15 protein-coding genes are annotated in these 16,563 nt (G+C 46.8%); 14 read left to right on the forward strand and 1 reads right to left on the reverse strand.

Annotated elements, in window-relative coordinates; translation table 11 throughout:
• The first annotated feature begins 122 nt into the window (after window positions 1–122).
• The 9 genes from H6A13_RS10720 (at window position 123) to H6A13_RS10760 (ending at window position 11,553) form a co-directional block, all read left to right on the forward strand.
• Window positions 123–1,112: a hypothetical protein gene (locus H6A13_RS10720; protein ID WP_204909564.1), complete on the forward strand. Its 990-nt coding sequence runs from the start codon at window positions 123–125 to the stop codon at window positions 1,110–1,112.
• Window positions 1,113–1,375: 263 nt separating this feature from the next.
• On the forward strand, window positions 1,376–2,236 hold the full coding sequence (locus H6A13_RS10725; protein WP_243424786.1) for a hypothetical protein: 861 nt from the start codon (window positions 1,376–1,378) through the stop codon (window positions 2,234–2,236).
• Window positions 2,233–2,904 (forward strand): response regulator transcription factor, encoded by a 672-nt coding sequence (locus H6A13_RS10730; RefSeq protein WP_204909565.1) that lies wholly within the window; start codon window positions 2,233–2,235, stop codon window positions 2,902–2,904. Before H6A13_RS10725 ends, H6A13_RS10730 begins: the two co-directional genes overlap by 4 nt.
• On the forward strand, window positions 2,901–4,088 hold the full coding sequence (locus H6A13_RS10735) for a sensor histidine kinase (protein ID WP_204909566.1): 1,188 nt from the start codon (window positions 2,901–2,903) through the stop codon (window positions 4,086–4,088). The genes H6A13_RS10730 and H6A13_RS10735 overlap by 4 nt, the downstream gene beginning before the upstream one ends.
• 86 nt (window positions 4,089–4,174) lie before the next feature.
• Window positions 4,175–4,897: an ABC transporter ATP-binding protein gene (locus tag H6A13_RS10740; protein WP_204909567.1), complete on the forward strand. Its 723-nt coding sequence runs from the start codon at window positions 4,175–4,177 to the stop codon at window positions 4,895–4,897.
• A 5-nt stretch (window positions 4,898–4,902) separates the two neighbouring features.
• Window positions 4,903–7,098 (forward strand): ABC transporter permease, encoded by a 2,196-nt coding sequence (locus H6A13_RS10745; protein ID WP_204909576.1) that lies wholly within the window; start codon window positions 4,903–4,905, stop codon window positions 7,096–7,098.
• Between the two features lie 102 nt (window positions 7,099–7,200).
• Window positions 7,201–9,840, forward strand: a complete 2,640-nt coding sequence (alaS, locus tag H6A13_RS10750) for an alanine--tRNA ligase (RefSeq protein WP_204909568.1) — start codon at window positions 7,201–7,203, stop codon at window positions 9,838–9,840.
• A 121-nt stretch (window positions 9,841–9,961) separates the two neighbouring features.
• Window positions 9,962–10,138 (forward strand): 30S ribosomal protein S21, encoded by a 177-nt coding sequence (rpsU, locus tag H6A13_RS10755; protein WP_004054229.1) that lies wholly within the window; start codon window positions 9,962–9,964, stop codon window positions 10,136–10,138.
• A gap of 173 nt (window positions 10,139–10,311) precedes the next feature.
• A complete protein-coding gene (locus H6A13_RS10760) occupies window positions 10,312–11,553 on the forward strand; it encodes an aspartate aminotransferase family protein (protein ID WP_204909569.1) in 1,242 nt (413 codons plus the stop codon).
• Here the strand turns inward: H6A13_RS10760 and H6A13_RS10765 are convergent, their stop codons facing one another.
• Entirely contained in the window at window positions 11,554–12,123 is a 570-nt protein-coding gene (locus H6A13_RS10765; protein ID WP_204909570.1) for a Maf family protein, read from the reverse strand.
• Between the two features lie 112 nt (window positions 12,124–12,235).
• On the opposite strand from H6A13_RS10765, the gene H6A13_RS10770 reads away from it, so the two are divergent.
• From H6A13_RS10770 to H6A13_RS10790, 5 genes are read left to right on the forward strand one after another with little or no spacing between them, the layout of a single operon-like run.
• Window positions 12,236–12,949 carry a pentapeptide repeat-containing protein gene (locus H6A13_RS10770; protein ID WP_338043064.1) on the forward strand — a complete coding sequence of 238 codons (714 nt, stop codon included), beginning with the start codon at window positions 12,236–12,238 and terminating at the stop codon, window positions 12,947–12,949.
• A 1-nt stretch (window position 12,950) separates the two neighbouring features.
• A complete protein-coding gene (locus H6A13_RS10775) occupies window positions 12,951–14,654 on the forward strand; it encodes an ABC-ATPase domain-containing protein (RefSeq protein WP_204909571.1) in 1,704 nt (567 codons plus the stop codon).
• A gap of 25 nt (window positions 14,655–14,679) precedes the next feature.
• A complete protein-coding gene (gene rsmD, locus H6A13_RS10780) occupies window positions 14,680–15,249 on the forward strand; it encodes a 16S rRNA (guanine(966)-N(2))-methyltransferase RsmD (RefSeq protein ID WP_204909572.1) in 570 nt (189 codons plus the stop codon).
• Window positions 15,243–15,740 (forward strand): pantetheine-phosphate adenylyltransferase, encoded by a 498-nt coding sequence (coaD, locus tag H6A13_RS10785; protein WP_204909573.1) that lies wholly within the window; start codon window positions 15,243–15,245, stop codon window positions 15,738–15,740. The genes rsmD and coaD overlap by 7 nt, the downstream gene beginning before the upstream one ends.
• On the forward strand, window positions 15,737–16,375 hold the full coding sequence (locus H6A13_RS10790; protein WP_204909574.1) for an ATPase: 639 nt from the start codon (window positions 15,737–15,739) through the stop codon (window positions 16,373–16,375). The genes coaD and H6A13_RS10790 overlap by 4 nt, the downstream gene beginning before the upstream one ends.
• The last annotated feature ends 188 nt before the right edge of the window (window positions 16,376–16,563 follow it).

Genomic DNA, 16,563 nt, shown 5'->3' on the forward strand with positions numbered 1-16,563 from the left:
ATATTTAGTAACCGTATATATTTATATATTTCATATGGAATTCGCAGTCCTTGGAGAGGGACAAAAAACACTACTACAATAGTATGAGGAGAAGGATAACGAAAGTTGTCCCGTGAGAAAAAATGGAGAGAAAGATCAGTAAATTAGTTTCAAATGTTGGAGAAAATGCAAAAAATATCCTGGAGAAATCCAAAGAGATTACCATTCGTATGGCTGATCAGAATGAAGATGGTGAATTTGATCTGGAAGATGTGACTATTGTGGCTGGAAATGTCGGACATACGGTAAAGAAGAAAGCGCATGCTTTGAAAGAAACTGTAGACGAGAAAGCACGGCAGTTGGAATTGAAAACATTGCAGCCGCTATTTTTAGAGGAGTTGAATGATACAGATTTTGTAATACCTAAGTTTATCAGGTTGACTGAAAAAGATAAAAAATATGTGGAAAGCGAAGTTTGTCAAAATTCGATTGGCTTCCGATCTGATAAAAAAGATCTTCGCATGATAAATATTTTTCGCGATTCTATAGATAAGTTCGGGTTGTCATTCTATCCAGACTGCAATGAAGAATTTTACTATGTAAATCCAAGTGATCATGAAATGTATATTGCACTTGACGAATATTTTAACTACTTAAAACAAGCACGCATTAATGAATTACAAAAAATCGCCCAGGATCTTGGGGCAAAACATTTTAAAGTCACATATAAAGAACAGAAAGCTTCATTTTCAAAGAAGAAAAAAGAAGGAAAAGCAAGGGAAGGAATTACAGCTGTAAACGCAGAACAAAACATTGAAGGCAGGGATTACATAGCGGCAGAAATAGCAGCAGAGATGAGCTTTCCAGGACACGATCCAGTGAAACCAAAATTGAAATATTTAAAATATGATCCCAGTATCAATAATCTCATAGAAATGCGAATGAATGAACACAGTCCTATATTGCATCAAAAACTTATGATTAAACTCAGTAATTCTTCTGGTTTGAAGGAGAGTGAGGCAGTAAAAATAGATGCTGTTATAAAAGGAATGAAATGCGGAGGAAATGCGACTCTTGTAAGCGAGACACAGAATGAATCCAGAAGGTATCTGGAGTACGAAATAGACTTTTAGGATGGTGACTAAACAAGTATATTAGTTCCTGGAAAATCCTCTTAAAAAGAGTTGACATGGAATAAAATCGGTGATAGTTTTATCACAATAAAAGCATTTTCATTTCTAATGGTTCACCTCTTGGCGGTGTCTGCCGCATCGAACATTCTGACTTTATTCGTCAAAAGAAATCTCAATGCTTTGTATCCCAATCAAACAATGCAGAGAGGTTTCCAGATGGCGGATGCCTCCTGCGAATCATTCATTTTAAAGGAGGAAACAGGATGGAAAAAAGACTGAATCGTCTGTATAAGGCGCGCCTATTCGTTATGATTTTCGAGGATAAGAAGAAACTGTTAGAATTGTATAATGCAGTCAGTGGAAAACATTATGAAGATCCGGAACTTCTGGAGATCAACACCCTGGAAAACGCCATCTATATGTCGATGAGAAATGATCTGTCTTTTCTTATTGACGCTAGGTTGTCGCTTTATGAGCATCAATCCACGTATAGTCCAAACCTTGCATTGCGTTTTTTGTTTTATCTGTCAGATATTCTGTCGGGGATGACAGCGGATGCCAACCTCTATGGAACGAAAAAAGTACAAATTCCGGCGCCCCGGTTCGTGGTTTTTTATAACGGAGAAGAAGAACAGCCGGACCGACAGATTCTGAAACTTTCCGAACTATATGCAGTGAAGGAAGAAGTCCCGAAGCTGGAGATGGAAATATTGATGCTGAATGTGAATCAGGGACATAACCCGGAGTTGATGGAAGCCTGCCATACATTATGGGAATATGCAGAATATACAGGGCGGGTGAGAAGGTATGCCAAAGACCAGCCCATTGCGGAGGCGGTAGAGCGTGCCATTACAGAGTGTATCCGAGAAGGGGTCTTAAAGGAGTTCTTGGAGAAGAATCGCAGGGAGGCGAAGAACGTGAGTATTTATGAATACGATCAGGAAAAACATATCCGACAGGAGCGCGAGGAAGCCTGGGAAGCTGGCGAACGAAAGGGAGAAGAGAATAAATTAAAGAATCAGATTCAGAAAAAGCTTGCAAAGGGTAAATCTGTTTCCGAGATTGCAGAGGCTCTGGAAGAAGAGGAAGATACTATCCAAAGGCTTGTGAAGGAACTATCATGATTGAAGTTTATTACGTGGAAGATGACGAAACAATTGGTAAGTCTGTAAAAGAATATTTGGAGCAGCAGAATTGCAAAGTGACTGTTTTTGATAGGATTGCCGATGTCAAGAAAGCCCTGATCGGTCATTTGCCTATGATCGTCCTGCTGGACTGGAATATGCCGGACGGACAGGGAAATGAATTGTGCCTCTGGATCCGGGAAAGATGGAAAACTTTGCCTGTTATCTATTTGACGGTTCGCGGTGATTCCCATGACATTGTTACCGGCTTCCAAAACGGGGCGGATGATTATGTGGTAAAGCCCTTTGATCTTGCTGTTTTGTATTCCCGTATTCTGGCTCTGCTACGGAGAACCAAAACCGTAACCGATACAAAGCTATTCTGTGATGACCTGATGTTGGATAAGGAGAAAACAGCTGTCTATGACGGGCAGAAGGAAATTGTTGTAAGCCAGCCGGAGTACAGACTTCTCCTGATCCTGATGGAAAACAAGGGAAAAACGATTACCAGAAACCTGTTATTAGAGCAGGTTTGGGATTGCAGCGGAAATTATGTGAACGATAATACGCTGACGGTCACAATGAAAAGACTGCGGGAAAAGCTGAACTATCCAGCCTGCTTAAAAACGATCCGAAGTTTTGGCTACCGTATGGAGGACACACAATGAGTAAAAAGTGGAAACACAATATACTTTTGATTTTTCCGTTTGTTGTTTTTGCGGCGGGCACGATATTTACCGCCGCTTTTTTCTTGCATACGTACTGGCAGATTGCATTTGAACATATTTCGGCATTGTGCGAAACCATATTGGCAAATGTTCCTGAAGCAGAGCCGCAGTTATTAGCGGCACTGAAAGAGTATCATTCATTGACGGAAGAAAAACTTAAGGGGAACGATTATCTGGAAAAATACGGATACCGGGCCGATGATTTTTGCTATGATTTCTCGCCGGATACAGTGCTTTTCCCGATTCTGTTTTTTCTTGTGACTGCCTGCGCCTTTGCGGCCGCAATCTTTCTGTTCCGCAGAAAAAATCGAAAGAGGATCGCGGATCTGACGGCCTATTTGGAGCAGGTCAATATTGGCGCAGGGGGGACGCTGGTACAAACGCAGGAAGATGAATATTCCCATCTGCAGGACGAGATATACAAAACAGTTACATCGCTTTACCAAACAAGAGAAATGGCAGTTGCCGCAAAGAAAAATTTCGCAGAGAACCTGGCCAATATCGCACACCAACTGAAAACACCGATCACATCGGCCTTTTTGTCGTTGCAGCTTATGGAAAAAGAGGTTCCCGGAACTTACGCAGAACAGGTCAGACAGCAGTTGAAACGATTAAACCGTCTGGAAGAATCCTTGCTTATGCTTTCTAAAATTGATGCCGGAACGCTGCCGCTCAAGCGGGAAAAGGTTGATCTTTATACTGTGTTAAATCTGGCGTCAGATAATCTAAACGACCTATTGCGGAATAATCATATTACTGTTGACATTCCGGAAAATGGCTGTATCGAATTTTTGGGAGATTTAGAGTGGACAATGGAAGCCCTCATCAATCTCATAAAGAATTGTATGGAACATTCCAAACCGGGCGGCGTAGTCCATTGTGAATACTCTGGCAACCCTCTCTATGTAGAAATTCGTGTATGGGATGACGGGGCGGGTTTTGATAAAGAGGACTTACCGCATCTTTTTGATCGTTTTTACCGGGGACGGTGTGCTGCTCCCGATGGAATCGGAATTGGCCTGGCTCTTGCCCGTTCCATTTTTGAATTGCAGAATGGAACCATAACCGCCCGCAATCTGCAAACTGGCGGCGCTTGTTTTGAAATAAGGATATACAGTCACTGAGATGTCACTTTACTTTGCTATACTGTACGCAAAGCGGTCCCTTTATGCCGTGGAATGCGCGGGAGACAGAGGAAGGAGAAAGTGACATGGAAATACTAAGATGCGAAAATGTCCGTAAGGTGTATGGCTCCGGAGACAATCAGGTCGTGGCGCTTAACCACATTAACTTGTCCGTACAAAAAGGAGAATTTGTAGCAATCGTAGGGGCATCCGGTTCGGGAAAATCTACACTGTTGCATATCTTGGGAAGTGTGGATCAGCCGACAGAAGGGAAAGTCCTGATAGAGGGGACAGAACTATCTGCCATGAACCGGACGCAGGCAGCCATCTTCCGGCGCAGAAAGGTCGGGCTGGTCTATCAGTTTTATAACCTGATCCCCACCCTGACTGTCCGGAAAAATATACTTATGCCGCTCTTGTTAGACAAACGAGGACCCAATCAAGAATACTTTGAGCAGATTGTACATTCCCTGGGAATCGAAGACAAACTGGAATCACTGCCAGGCCAGCTTTCCGGCGGACAGCAGCAGCGCGTCGCCATCGCCCGCTCTCTGATCTATCGCCCGGCTCTCCTGCTTGCCGATGAACCGACAGGCAACCTGGATCGGAAAAACGGAGAGGAAATTATTGACTTGCTAAAATTATCTAACCGTAACCTGGAACAGACGATTCTTTTGATTACCCATGATGAAAAGATCGCATTGGAGGCGGATCGCATCATTACCATAGAAGATGGGAAAATCGTCGGCGATCATTTCCGCGATACAGCTAAGTGGCACAAAGGGATCCTCGAGGAGAAAGGTCGGTGAAGGATATGTGGAAAGACTATTCGATAGGATTCATCAAAAAGAATCGGGCTTCCAGCGTATCTGTTCTGGTTGCGGCGTTTATTTCTGCTCTGTTTCTTTCTTTGCTGTGCGGTTTATTTTATAACTTCTGGAATTATGAAATAGAATCCGTTGTTTTAGAAGAAGGAAACTGGCAGGGACGCATTAGTGGGGCGTTCGAAGAAGATGAAGTGTCTGAAATTGAAAATTTCGCCAATGTAAAAACGGCTTTGATTAATGAGGATTTATCAGACGGGCAGACTCTTGTAGTCGATATCCGCTTCGATGACATGAGGGCCGTGTATCAGGATATGCCTCTGATCGCCCGGCAGTTAGGTATTCCTGAAACTTCCGTATCGTATCATGAATCACTATTGTCAAGTTATTTCATCAACGATCCGCAGGACAGCAATCCGCCCTTATTGATGGCTTTTTATCTCTTTGTACTCCTGCTTGTGTCGGTGTCGTTGATTTTAATCATTCATAACTCGTTTTCTGTATCTATGAATGCCCGTGTACATCAGTTTGGCATCTTTTCCAGCATTGGGGCGACGCCGAGGCAAATTCGCACCTGTCTTTTACAGGAAGCGGCGATGCTTTGTGTGATTCCTGTTTTGATCGGAAGTTTTGTCGGAATCGCTTTGACCTTCGGAGCCATCCAGGCAGTCAATATTCTCGCCGATGGTATTGTCGGCAGACATGAAGCTGCCTTTGCCTATCATCCGCTGGTGTTTGCAGTCATGATTCTGACCTCGTTTTTGACGGTACTGATTTCTGCCTGGCTGCCAGCCAGGAAATTGAGCAAGATGACCCCACTGGAAGCCATAAAAAACACGGGAGAATTACAGCTAAAACGGAGAAAAAAATCCCGTATTCTTGCGCATTTATTTGGAACCGAAGGGGAGCTTGCCGGGAATGCGCTGAAAGCACAGAGAAAATCTCTGCGGACCGCCACGCTGTCGCTGACCCTCTCTTTTCTGGGCTTTGCTCTCATGCTGAGCTTTTTTACTCTATCCGGGATCAGCACAAACCATACTTACTTTGAGCGCTACCAGGATGCATGGGATGTGATGGCAACCCTCAAGGACACAGAGATCGGGGACTTTTCTCACACGGATGAAATCCATGCTTTGGCTGATACAGACAGTGTGATCTATCAAAAGGCAAACGCCGTTTGTTCTATTGGGGCGGACGCCCTCAGCGAAGAGGTCAAAAGCCTGGGCGGTCTTGATGGGATAGCCGGAAGTGAGGTCAGTATGGCGGATGGGATCTATGCCATTCAGGCTCCCATCGTCATCATGGACGACAGCAGTTTTGCCGCATACTGCGAACAGATCGGCGTCTCTTCGCCGGAGAACGGGAGCGTTGTCCTGAACCGCATTTGGGATAACAGAAACAGCAATTTCAGATACAAGGAATACGTTCCGTTTTTGTCAGGGAACCAGGACGCGGTGACTTTGCGGAACCCGGAAGATGCCGCTGCGGCTGTGGCGATCCCGGTTCTTAGCCTTACACAGGAACCGCCGGTTTTGAGAGAGGAATATGACAACTATGCATTAGTCCAGTTTGTGTCCTTCTCCACCTGGAAACAAATCCAGGGAACGATTGGAAACGCCCAGCCAGACACCTATATCCGCATTCTTTCAGAAAAAGATAGAACCCTGACAGAACTGAGCGCGATCGAGAACGAGCTGACGAATGTGCTGGGGCATGACATTTCTTTCGAGGTAGAAAACCGGATTCAGGAAAAGATAGACAATAATGCCATGTTGAACGGATACAAACTGATCATTGGGGCGCTGTGTGTGCTGCTGGCCCTCATCGGGATCGCCAATGTATTTTCCAACACACTGGGATTTGTCCGGCAGAGAAAAAGAGAATTTGCGAGATATATGTCCATCGGCATGACGCCGGAGGGTATGCGAAAAATGTTTTGTGTCGAGGCCCTCGTCATCGCAGGCCGCCCTGTTCTGATCACGCTGCCGGTCACCGCTGTGTTTGTGTGGCTGATGATACGGGCAAGCTACCTGAACCCGATGGAATTTTGGTCGGCGGCTCCCATCGTTCCTGTCGCGCTTTTTATCGCAGTGCTTTTTGGCTTTGTGGGGCTGGCATATTACCTGGGCGGCAGGCAGATCCTGAAGTGTGATCTGGTAGAAGTATTGCAGAGTGATTATATGTGATACAGTGTAACTTTCATTGATGTGATTTTTAAAATCCCCGGCGTTGACAAACACCGGGGCTCTCTTTATAATTAAAAGATAGCCTAAATACAGGAGGAAATTATGCAAAAATACGGAGTAAATGAATTAAGAAGGATGTTCCTGGAGTTCTTCGAGAGCAAGGGACATCTGGCAATGAAGAGTTTTTCATTGGTACCTCATAATGATAAGAGCCTTTTGCTCATCAATTCCGGCATGGCGCCGCTTAAGCCTTATTTTACCGGACAGGAGATCCCGCCCTGCAAGCGTGTGACTACCTGCCAGAAATGTATCCGTACCGGAGATATTGAAAATGTAGGAAAGACAGCCCGTCACGGTACATTTTTTGAAATGCTGGGAAACTTTTCTTTTGGTGACTATTTTAAGAAAGAATCCATCGGCTGGACCTGGGAGTTCCTGACCGAGGTAGTAGGCCTTGATCCGGACAGACTCTATCCGTCGGTTTATCTGGATGATGATGAAGCGTGGGAGATCTGGAATAAAGACATCGGCATCCCGGCGGAGCGCATCTTCCGTTTTGGAAAAGAGGACAATTTCTGGGAGCACGGAAGCGGCCCCTGCGGTCCCTGCTCGGAAGTTTACTATGACAGAGGGCCGGAGTTTGGGTGCGGCAAACCGGATTGTACTGTAGGCTGCGACTGCGACCGGTACATGGAAATCTGGAATAACGTATTTACCCAGTTTGATAATGACGGCAATAACAACTATACCGAACTGGAGCAGAAAAATATCGATACCGGCATGGGCCTGGAGCGTCTGGCCTGCATCGTCCAGGATGTAGAATCCATGTTTGATGTAGACACGATTAAGGAACTGCGGGAGCATGTAAGCCGTCTGGCAAATGCAGAGTATGGCAAGGACTATGAAACGGATGTATCCATCCGTGTTATTACTGACCATATCCGTTCCGTTACCTTTATGATCTCTGATGGCATCATGCCTTCCAATGAAGGAAGAGGTTATGTCCTGCGCCGGCTTTTAAGACGCGCCTGCCGTCATGGAAGACTTTTGAATATTCCGGGGAAATTCCTGACCACCCTGGCCGTTACTGTGATTGAAGGATCCAAGGACGGGTATCCGGAACTGGAAGAGAAGAAAGACTTTATCCTGAAGGTCATTGATAAGGAAGAAGATCAGTTTAACAGAACCATTGACCAGGGTCTGTCTATCTTAAGCGAGATGGAAGCAGAGATCCGGGAAAAAGGCGAGAAAGTCCTTTCCGGAGATCAGGCATTTAAACTGTATGATACCTATGGATTCCCGCTGGATCTGACGAAGGAGATCCTGGAGGAGAAGGGAATCTCTGTAGATGAAGAAGGCTTTAAGGCAGCTATGGAAGTGCAGAGAGTGACTGCACGTAATGCCCGCGAAGTCACCAATTATATGGGGGCGGATGTGACGGTATATGAGTCTATTGACCCGGCGATTACCTCTGCATTTGTAGGATATGATCAGTTATCCTGTGAATCGAAAATCACCGTTCTGACTACAGAGACTGAGATTGTGGAGGCGCTGACTGAGGGACAGGCAGGCACGATCATTGTAGACGAGACTCCGTTTTATGCCACCAGTGGTGGTCAGGAGGCCGATAAAGGTGTGATCCGCACTGCAGAGGGAGAATTCCAGGTAGAGGATGTGATCAAGCTTCACGGCGGCAAGATCGGCCATGTAGGTCATGTGACAAAGGGAATGCTGAAAACAGGCGATCAGGCGGAACTTCTGGTGGATGAAGAAAACCGTACCTTGTCTGCCAATAACCACAGCGCAACCCATCTGCTCCACAAGGCGCTCCGCAGCGTACTGGGCACCCATGTAGAACAGGCGGGATCTTCTGTGAATGCAGAGAGACTGCGGTTTGACTTTACTCATTTTTCCGCTTTGACCAGGGAAGAACTGCAGCAGGTGGAAGATATCGTGAATGAACAGATCCGTAAGAATCTCACGGTAAAAGTTGAGAATCTGCCAATCGAAGAGGCCAGAAAAACCGGAGCAGCCGCATTATTTGGAGAGAAATACGGCGATATCGTCCGGGTAGTCAGCATGGGAGATTTTTCCATTGAGTTCTGCGGCGGTACACATGTACCAAATACCGGACAGATCCGGGCATTCAAGATCCTGTCCGAGACCGGTGTGGCGGCAGGCGTGCGGAGAATCGAAGCCCTGACGGCTAAGGGACTGGATGATTATTACCGCGCACTGGAAGAAAAGCTGAACCGGGCCGCCAGATTACTGAAGACCAATCCGGATAAGCTGGAAGAGAAGATCGCTCACCTGCAGAGTGAAAATAAAGAACTGCACAGCGAAGTAGAGAGCTTAAAGAGCAAGCTGGCAAAAGACGCCATGGGTGATGTGACCGATCAGGTGACAGAGGTCTGCGGTGTGAAGCTTCTGGCAGTGAAACTGGACGGCGTAGATATGAACGGTCTGAGGGATCTGGGCGACCAGATGAAAGAAAAGCTGGGTGAAGGCGTGATCGTACTGGCATCCGCTACAGACGGCAAGGTGTCCCTGATGGCTATGGCCACGGATGGAGCCGTGAAGAAAGGCGCCCATGCAGGCAATCTGATCAAAGCGGTTGCCGGACTTGTAGGCGGAGGCGGGGGCGGACGCCCGAATATGGCCCAGGCCGGAGGAAAGAATCCGGAAGGCATGGAGGCCGCTGTCGCTAAGGTGCCGGAGGTTTTAAAAGAACAATTGTCATAAAAAAATACGAAAAATGTTGACGTAGACGAAATATGTGCTATAATTCTATGTGTGCAAGAAATATACCCGAACAGTCATATGATGCACAATATAGGACTGGAGGGAGGTTAGGTGTGAGAGTATGTCAAATGTAATCGTGAAAGAAAACGAGACATTGGATAGTGCTTTACGCAGATTCAAAAGAAACTGCGCGAAAGCCGGCATTCAGCAGGAAATTCGTAAAAGAGAACATTACGAAAAACCAAGTGTTAGACGTAAAAAGAAATCTGAAGCTGCTAGAAAGCGTAAGTATAACTAGAAAAGGATTTTAAAAATAAGAACATAAAGTTATACGAAATATGTCAGGCAAAGGTGCCGTATCTTAGGATACGGCACCTTTTTTTGTTTCAACGGTGAATCTTGCAAAGCAGGATTCCCTCTTATGAAATCAGCAGTGGATAACCGCAACAAGGGAAGAGAAAGGAGTATATCATGAGATTAAGAGATACGGGACTTACAGCAGAGGAATTGAAGGCAATGGTAAACAAGTACATGGTGGAAACTTATGAGCGGTATGATTTTATCGCAGAGCGGGCCGAAGGCATGTACCTATATGACGAAAAAGGGACGCCATATCTGGATTTCTACGGCGGCGTAGCGGTCAACAGCCCCGGAAACTGCAATCCGGAGGTGGTAAAGGCAGCCAAAGATCAGATGGATGATATTATGCATACCTTTAATTATCCGTATACGATTCCACAGGCGCTTCTGGCGAAAAAAATCTGTGATACCATTGGAATGGATAAAATTTTTTATCAGAATTCCGGGACAGAGGCCAATGAATGCATGATCAAGATGGCAAGAAAATACGGGATTGACCATTATGGACCGGATAAATATCATATCATTACAGCACAGAAAGGATTCCATGGAAGAACCTTTGGATCCATGGCGGCAACAGGTCAGCCGGACACCGCGATCCAACAGGGATTCGGCCCTATGCTGGAAGGATTTACCTATGCAGAATATAATAACCTGGAGGATTTTGCGTCAAAGGTCACAGACCATACTATTGCGATCATGATTGAGCCTGTACAGGGAGAAGGCGGAGTATATCCGGCTACCCAGGAATTTATGGAAGGACTTAGAAAATTGTGCGATGAGAAAGGCCTGCTGCTTCTTCTGGATGAGGTGCAGACCGGATGGGGACGGACCGGAACTCCGATGGCATATATGGGATATGGTGTGAAACCGGATCTTGTTTCTATGGCAAAGGCTATGGGAGGTGGAATGCCGATCGGAGCCTGCTGTGTAACAAATGAGGTTGCCAAAGCCTTTACGCCGGGAACTCACGGCTCTACTTATGCGGGCCACGCGGTTGCCTGTGCGGCAGCGCTCGCTTCGGTTACAGAGATTCTTGACAAAGATTTAAGCGGAAATGCAAGAAGAGTAGGACGTTATCTGAGACAGGAACTTGCAAAACTCCCTCATGTAAAGGAAGTCCGTGGGAAAGGTCTTCTGGTGGGATGCGAGTATGATCTTCCAATCGCGGTGGAGGTAAAGCATGAAGCGCTGGAGCGAAAAGTACTGTTTACAGCGATCGGTGACCAGGTTAACCGGATGATCCCGCCGCTGATCGCCTCGAAAAAAGATGTAGATCAGTTGATCTGTGTGATGCGAGAATCCATTGACGAAGCAGCGGCGAAATATCTGGATATGAAGATGGCCGGTTAATCAGGAAAAGGTTTTCAGTTCCTGATAAAGACGGGCGATGGGAAGCCCCACTACGTTATTGTAGTCTCCGTGGATCTCTTTCACATGGATGGCGAAGGGGCCCTGGATGCCATAGGCTCCGGCCTTGTCAAGAGGATCGCCGGAGGCGATATAATCCTGCAGATCAAAACGGTCGATGGGATAGAAAGTCACATCGGTCTTTTCATAAAAACTTCGCACAGTCGGATCACCGCCTCTGTTTAAGATCAGGGTGACGCCGGTGTACACCTGATGGGTCCGGCCGGCCAGCAGGCTTAACATATCCATAGCTTCGGAAGCATCGGCCGGTTTTCCAAGGATCTCGCCCTGATAGACGACGATGGTATCCGCGCCGATCACTGTGCGGTTTACCGGCTGCAGAGTCCGGTAAACATCTTCGGCTTTCTGAAGAGACAGATCCATTACGATCTCTGCCGGCTCCTCTTTTCTGATGATTTCTTTTACATGAGAAGGAACTGCTTCAAAGGCAAGACCTGCCTGGGTGAGCAGTTCCTTTCTGCGTGGAGACGCAGAAGCTAAGATGTATTCCATAAGTTCTTTTCCTTTCCTTCCGTATGTGTATGTTGAAAAAACATAATAATATGTTAAAATACAGTATACAGGAATTGTTTGCTTTTGAAAACAGGAAAAAGGGGCGGTGACCATGGCAGGTGCAATGAAGTGGCTGTCTGAGGAAGAATTAAAGAAAGCATTAGCGCAAAGACGGGCGGGAGAGCGGCTTCTTTTTCGGGAACGGGAACTGGAGCCTTCAGATCTTACCGGCTGGGATTTAAGCAATATCGATTTTACGCTGTCTTCTTTTCAGGGGTCGACCTTAAATCAGGTGAATTTTTCCGGAAGCAGTCTCGAAAACGCTCTTTTTGACGGATGTCCGTTAAAAGACGCCGATTTTCAGAGCGCCAATCTGAAAACGGCATCCTTCCGGTACTGTGATCTCCGGAACAGTAATATCAAGGGGGCCAATCTTTTTGGCGCCATACTGGAGTATGCGGATCTGACGGGGATCCGGTCAGATGCAGACACGCAGTGGTTTCGGATGCGCTGTCCGGAAACAGGGGCATTTCTCGGATATAAAAAATGTTTCAATGACCGTCTGGTACAGCTTCTGATCCCGGCGGACGCAAAGCGTACTTCCGCCACACTGCCTTCCTGCCGGTGCAGCAGGGCGAAGGTTCTGACAATTAAAAGCTTTGATTATACAGAAGAATTTGACGAGGCCTGGTCTCTGGTGGATGAAAACTTTATCTATAAAAAGGGAGAATGGGTGGAAGTCAGAGATTTTAATGAGGACCGGTGGATGGATTCTACCACAGGCATTCATTTTTGGATGACAAGAGAAGAGGCGAAGGCATATTAGGATGAAAACAGCAGAAGATTTAAGGCAATTACTGACCCGGATCGATCGAAAGGGGTATCCGGCATATAAAGAGACAAAAGGGATGTATCAGTTTCCGGGGTATCTATTGGGGATCGACCATGTTCAGGGCGACCCTTTTGCCGCTCCGTCCAGGCTTCATATTGAGGTGAAGGGGAGGACAGCAGGGTTTCCGGAGAAGCTTTATGATAAACCTCACAAGAGGATCGCACTTCAGGATGAACTGATCCGTCGGTTTGCCCGGGCGGCAGGGAAATATTCCTTCCAGGCGAAGGGATCGGGGAAAAGCGGTCTGTTATCGGTGACCAAGTGCGGCCAGGAGGTACTGGAGCGAAGCGCCTGCAGTATCCATCCAAAGAGCGGGGATGTGATCATACGGTTTGAAGCAGGATTTCCTGCTAATGGACGTACCATCAATGCCAGAGAACTTTCAAAGATCATCTTTGAGTTTCTCCCGCAATGTGTAAGAAACTCCTGTATCTACCGGAATCTTGACGGAAAGCATCTGGAACAGGTGATGGAACTGGCAGAAGACCAGGCGTATATCAGAGAACAGCTGAACGTACAGGGGCTGGCGGCGTTTGTGGCGGACGGGTCTTTACTTCCCAGAGAATCCGGCGTGTCGCAGAAGCCCATGAAGAACGGTGTGCCGTTTGTGTCTCCGGAATCAATGAAAGTGGAGATGGATCTTCCCTTCCGGGGAAAAATTACCGGCATGGGGATCCCCAGAGGAATCACCCTGATCGTAGGCGGCGGCTACCACGGAAAATCCACCCTGCTAAAGGCGCTGGAACTGTGCATCTATCCTCATATTGCGGGAGACGGCAGAGAATATGTGGTGACAGATGCGGATGCGGTAAAGATCCGGGCAGAAGACGGTCGTTCCATCAAACATACGGATATTTCATGGTTCATCAACAATCTTCCAAATAAAAAAGATACAGAGGCCTTTTATACGGAAGACGCCAGCGGCAGTACTTCTCAGGCGGCAAATGTGGTGGAAGCGGTGGAGGCCGGCGCATCGGTGCTGCTGATCGATGAGGATACCAGCGCTACGAATTTTATGGTACGGGATGAACTGATGCAGCAGGTGATCTGCAGGGATATGGAACCGATCACGCCATTCATCGAACGGGCCGGCGGGCTTTATGAGACCCGGGGCATTTCCACGATCCTTGTGGCGGGAAGTTCCGGCGCTTATTTTCAGATCGCCGACCACATCATACAGATGGATCATTATGTGCCAAAAGATATTACAGAAACTGCCAAAAAAGCAGCAGAAGGATATCCGTCGCTGCATGTTCCACAGGACGGCATATGCATGCCAAAGTTCGACCGCTGCCCAGGATCCAATCCGGGGCTCTACCATAAGGGACGGATCAAGATCAAAACCATGGGAAGAGATGGCGTGACACTGGGGCAGGAACATATCGATCTAAGATATGTGGAACAGCTTGCGGACAGTGAACAGCTGGAATGTCTGGGATATATGATGAAATATGCAGAAGAAAAGCTGATGGATGGAAAAACAGGCATCCGGCAGATCGTGGACACGATCTACGAGAGGATTAGACGGGACGGTCTGGAGATACTGACAGGCCAGGGCGCCCTTCCCGGGAACCTGTGCATTCCCAGGAAGCAGGAACTGTTTGCATGCATGAACCGTTACAGAGGGCTTCGGCTGTAAAGACAGAAAGGAGCGGAAAAGACAGATGAGAGTGATTGCCGGAAGTGCGAAACGCACCCAGCTAAAAACAATTGAAGGACTGGGAACCAGACCTACGACCGACCGGATCAAGGAGACTTTATTCAACATGATCGCCCCTTATTTATATGATTGTATGTTTCTGGATCTTTTTGCAGGAAGCGGGGCCATTGGGATCGAGGCTTTAAGCCGCGGCGCCATGGAGGCGGTATTTGTGGAGAATAATCCCAAAGCCATGGCCTGTGTAAAAGAGAATCTGAAAAAAACCCATCTGGAGTCAAAGGGCATGACCATGTCCGTAGATGTTATGACAGCCCTGTATAAACTGGAGGGGGAAAAACAGTTTAACTATATTTTTATGGATCCTCCGTACGGACAGGAATGGGAAAAAAAGGTACTGACCTATCTTGCGGATTCGGATCTGATCGCTGACCGCGGTGTTGTGATCGTGGAGGCGTCAAAAGATACGGATTTCTCCTACGTGGAAGATCTGGGATATGATATTTTAAAGAGAAAAGAATATAAGACGAATCAGCATGTGTTTCTGACACCTGCGGGGAGGAAAGAGATATGTTAAAAGGGATCTATCCGGGAAGTTTTGATCCGGTGACGCTGGGACATCTGGATATTATCAGGAGATCATCCAGACTGGTGGACGAATTAATTGTCGGAGTGCTGGATAATAAAGCAAAAAGCCCGTTGTTTTCTGTAAAAGAACGTGTTAGAATGTTAAAAGAAGTAACAAAAGATATGCCAAATGTCAAAATCGAGCCCTTTGAAGGGCTGTTGGTAGATTTTGCAAGAAGATCGAAGGCGGACATGGTGTTCCGCGGGCTGCGTGCAATTACAGATTTTGAGTATGAACTGCAGATGGCTCAGACCAATCACAAGCTGGAGCCGGAAGTGGAGACCGTATTCTTAACTACCAGCCTGGAATATTCGTACCTGAGTTCTACCACGGTGAAGGAAGTGGCAGCTTTTGGAGGGGATATTTCTCAGTTTGTACCTGGTTACGTATCAGACTGCATGAAAGAGAAAATGAATTTAAAAGGAGAGTGTAAATTATGAGCAGCCGAATTGAACAGATTATTGAAGAAATCGAGGAGTACATCGACAGTTGTAAGTTCCAGCCTCTGTCCACATCCAAGATCATTGTAAATAAGGATCAGATGGATGAGATGCTGAGAGAACTGCGGATGAAGACTCCGGATGAGATAAAGCGTTATCAGAAGATCATCGCCAACAAGGACGCCATCCTGGCTGACGCTCAGGCCAAGGCGGACAGCATGATCGAGGAGGCACAGATCCATACCAACGAACTGGTCAGCGAGCATGAGATCATGCAGCAGGCTTACGCACAGGCGAATGAGATCGTGACTGCTGCGACCGAGCAGGCACAGCAGATCCTGGACAATGCGACCAGCGATGCCAATGATATCCGTATCGGTGCAATGCAGTATACAGACGATCTTCTGGCGAATGCGGAAAGCATCATCGGACATACCCTGGACAGCTATACCACCAAATACGACGGTCTGGTAAATTCTCTGCAGGAGTGTTATGATATGGTCCGCAACAACCGTTCTGAACTGGAGATCCCGGATCAGTCGGCGAGAGGACTGGAGGCAGAGTACGGAAGCGCAGAACCGGAGGCACAGCCCCAGGAAGAATATGATCTGGATGAAAACATTGAATTAGAGTAAGAGCAGCAAAAAGAGCTGATGAAGCCCTCTGGAAGATCACAGATTTTCCGGAGGGCAGATTTATGCCTGTATATTTACGTAGGTAATTGCGAAACAAGGTCGCAATCCTGATTAAAAATGCGGTAGGAATCCTGCAATGCAGGATTCCTAAGATGAGAAGCAGGTGACATCAAAATTAGACATGACAA

The organism is Mordavella massiliensis (genome assembly GCF_016902415.1).
Lineage (GTDB): Bacteria > Bacillota > Clostridia > Lachnospirales > Lachnospiraceae > Merdimonas > Merdimonas faecigallinarum.

Coding starts and splice junctions, on each gene's coding strand:
- H6A13_RS10740 (WP_204909567.1), top strand. CDS start 4,175: ATGGAAATACTAAGATGCGAAAATGTCCGTAAGGTGTATGGCTCCGGA.
- coaD (WP_204909573.1), top strand. CDS start 15,243: ATGTTAAAAGGGATCTATCCGGGAAGTTTTGATCCGGTGACGCTGGGA.
- H6A13_RS10765 (WP_204909570.1), bottom strand. CDS start 12,123: ATGGAATACATCTTAGCTTCTGCGTCTCCACGCAGAAAGGAACTGCTC.
- rpsU (WP_004054229.1), top strand. CDS start 9,962: ATGTCAAATGTAATCGTGAAAGAAAACGAGACATTGGATAGTGCTTTA.
- H6A13_RS10730 (WP_204909565.1), top strand. CDS start 2,233: ATGATTGAAGTTTATTACGTGGAAGATGACGAAACAATTGGTAAGTCT.
- H6A13_RS10745 (WP_204909576.1), top strand. CDS start 4,903: ATGTGGAAAGACTATTCGATAGGATTCATCAAAAAGAATCGGGCTTCC.
- H6A13_RS10770 (WP_338043064.1), top strand. CDS start 12,236: ATGGCAGGTGCAATGAAGTGGCTGTCTGAGGAAGAATTAAAGAAAGCA.
- H6A13_RS10775 (WP_204909571.1), top strand. CDS start 12,951: ATGAAAACAGCAGAAGATTTAAGGCAATTACTGACCCGGATCGATCGA.
- H6A13_RS10720 (WP_204909564.1), top strand. CDS start 123: ATGGAGAGAAAGATCAGTAAATTAGTTTCAAATGTTGGAGAAAATGCA.
- alaS (WP_204909568.1), top strand. CDS start 7,201: ATGCAAAAATACGGAGTAAATGAATTAAGAAGGATGTTCCTGGAGTTC.
- H6A13_RS10735 (WP_204909566.1), top strand. CDS start 2,901: ATGAGTAAAAAGTGGAAACACAATATACTTTTGATTTTTCCGTTTGTT.
- H6A13_RS10760 (WP_204909569.1), top strand. CDS start 10,312: ATGAGATTAAGAGATACGGGACTTACAGCAGAGGAATTGAAGGCAATG.
- H6A13_RS10725 (WP_243424786.1), top strand. CDS start 1,376: ATGGAAAAAAGACTGAATCGTCTGTATAAGGCGCGCCTATTCGTTATG.
- rsmD (WP_204909572.1), top strand. CDS start 14,680: ATGAGAGTGATTGCCGGAAGTGCGAAACGCACCCAGCTAAAAACAATT.
- H6A13_RS10790 (WP_204909574.1), top strand. CDS start 15,737: ATGAGCAGCCGAATTGAACAGATTATTGAAGAAATCGAGGAGTACATC.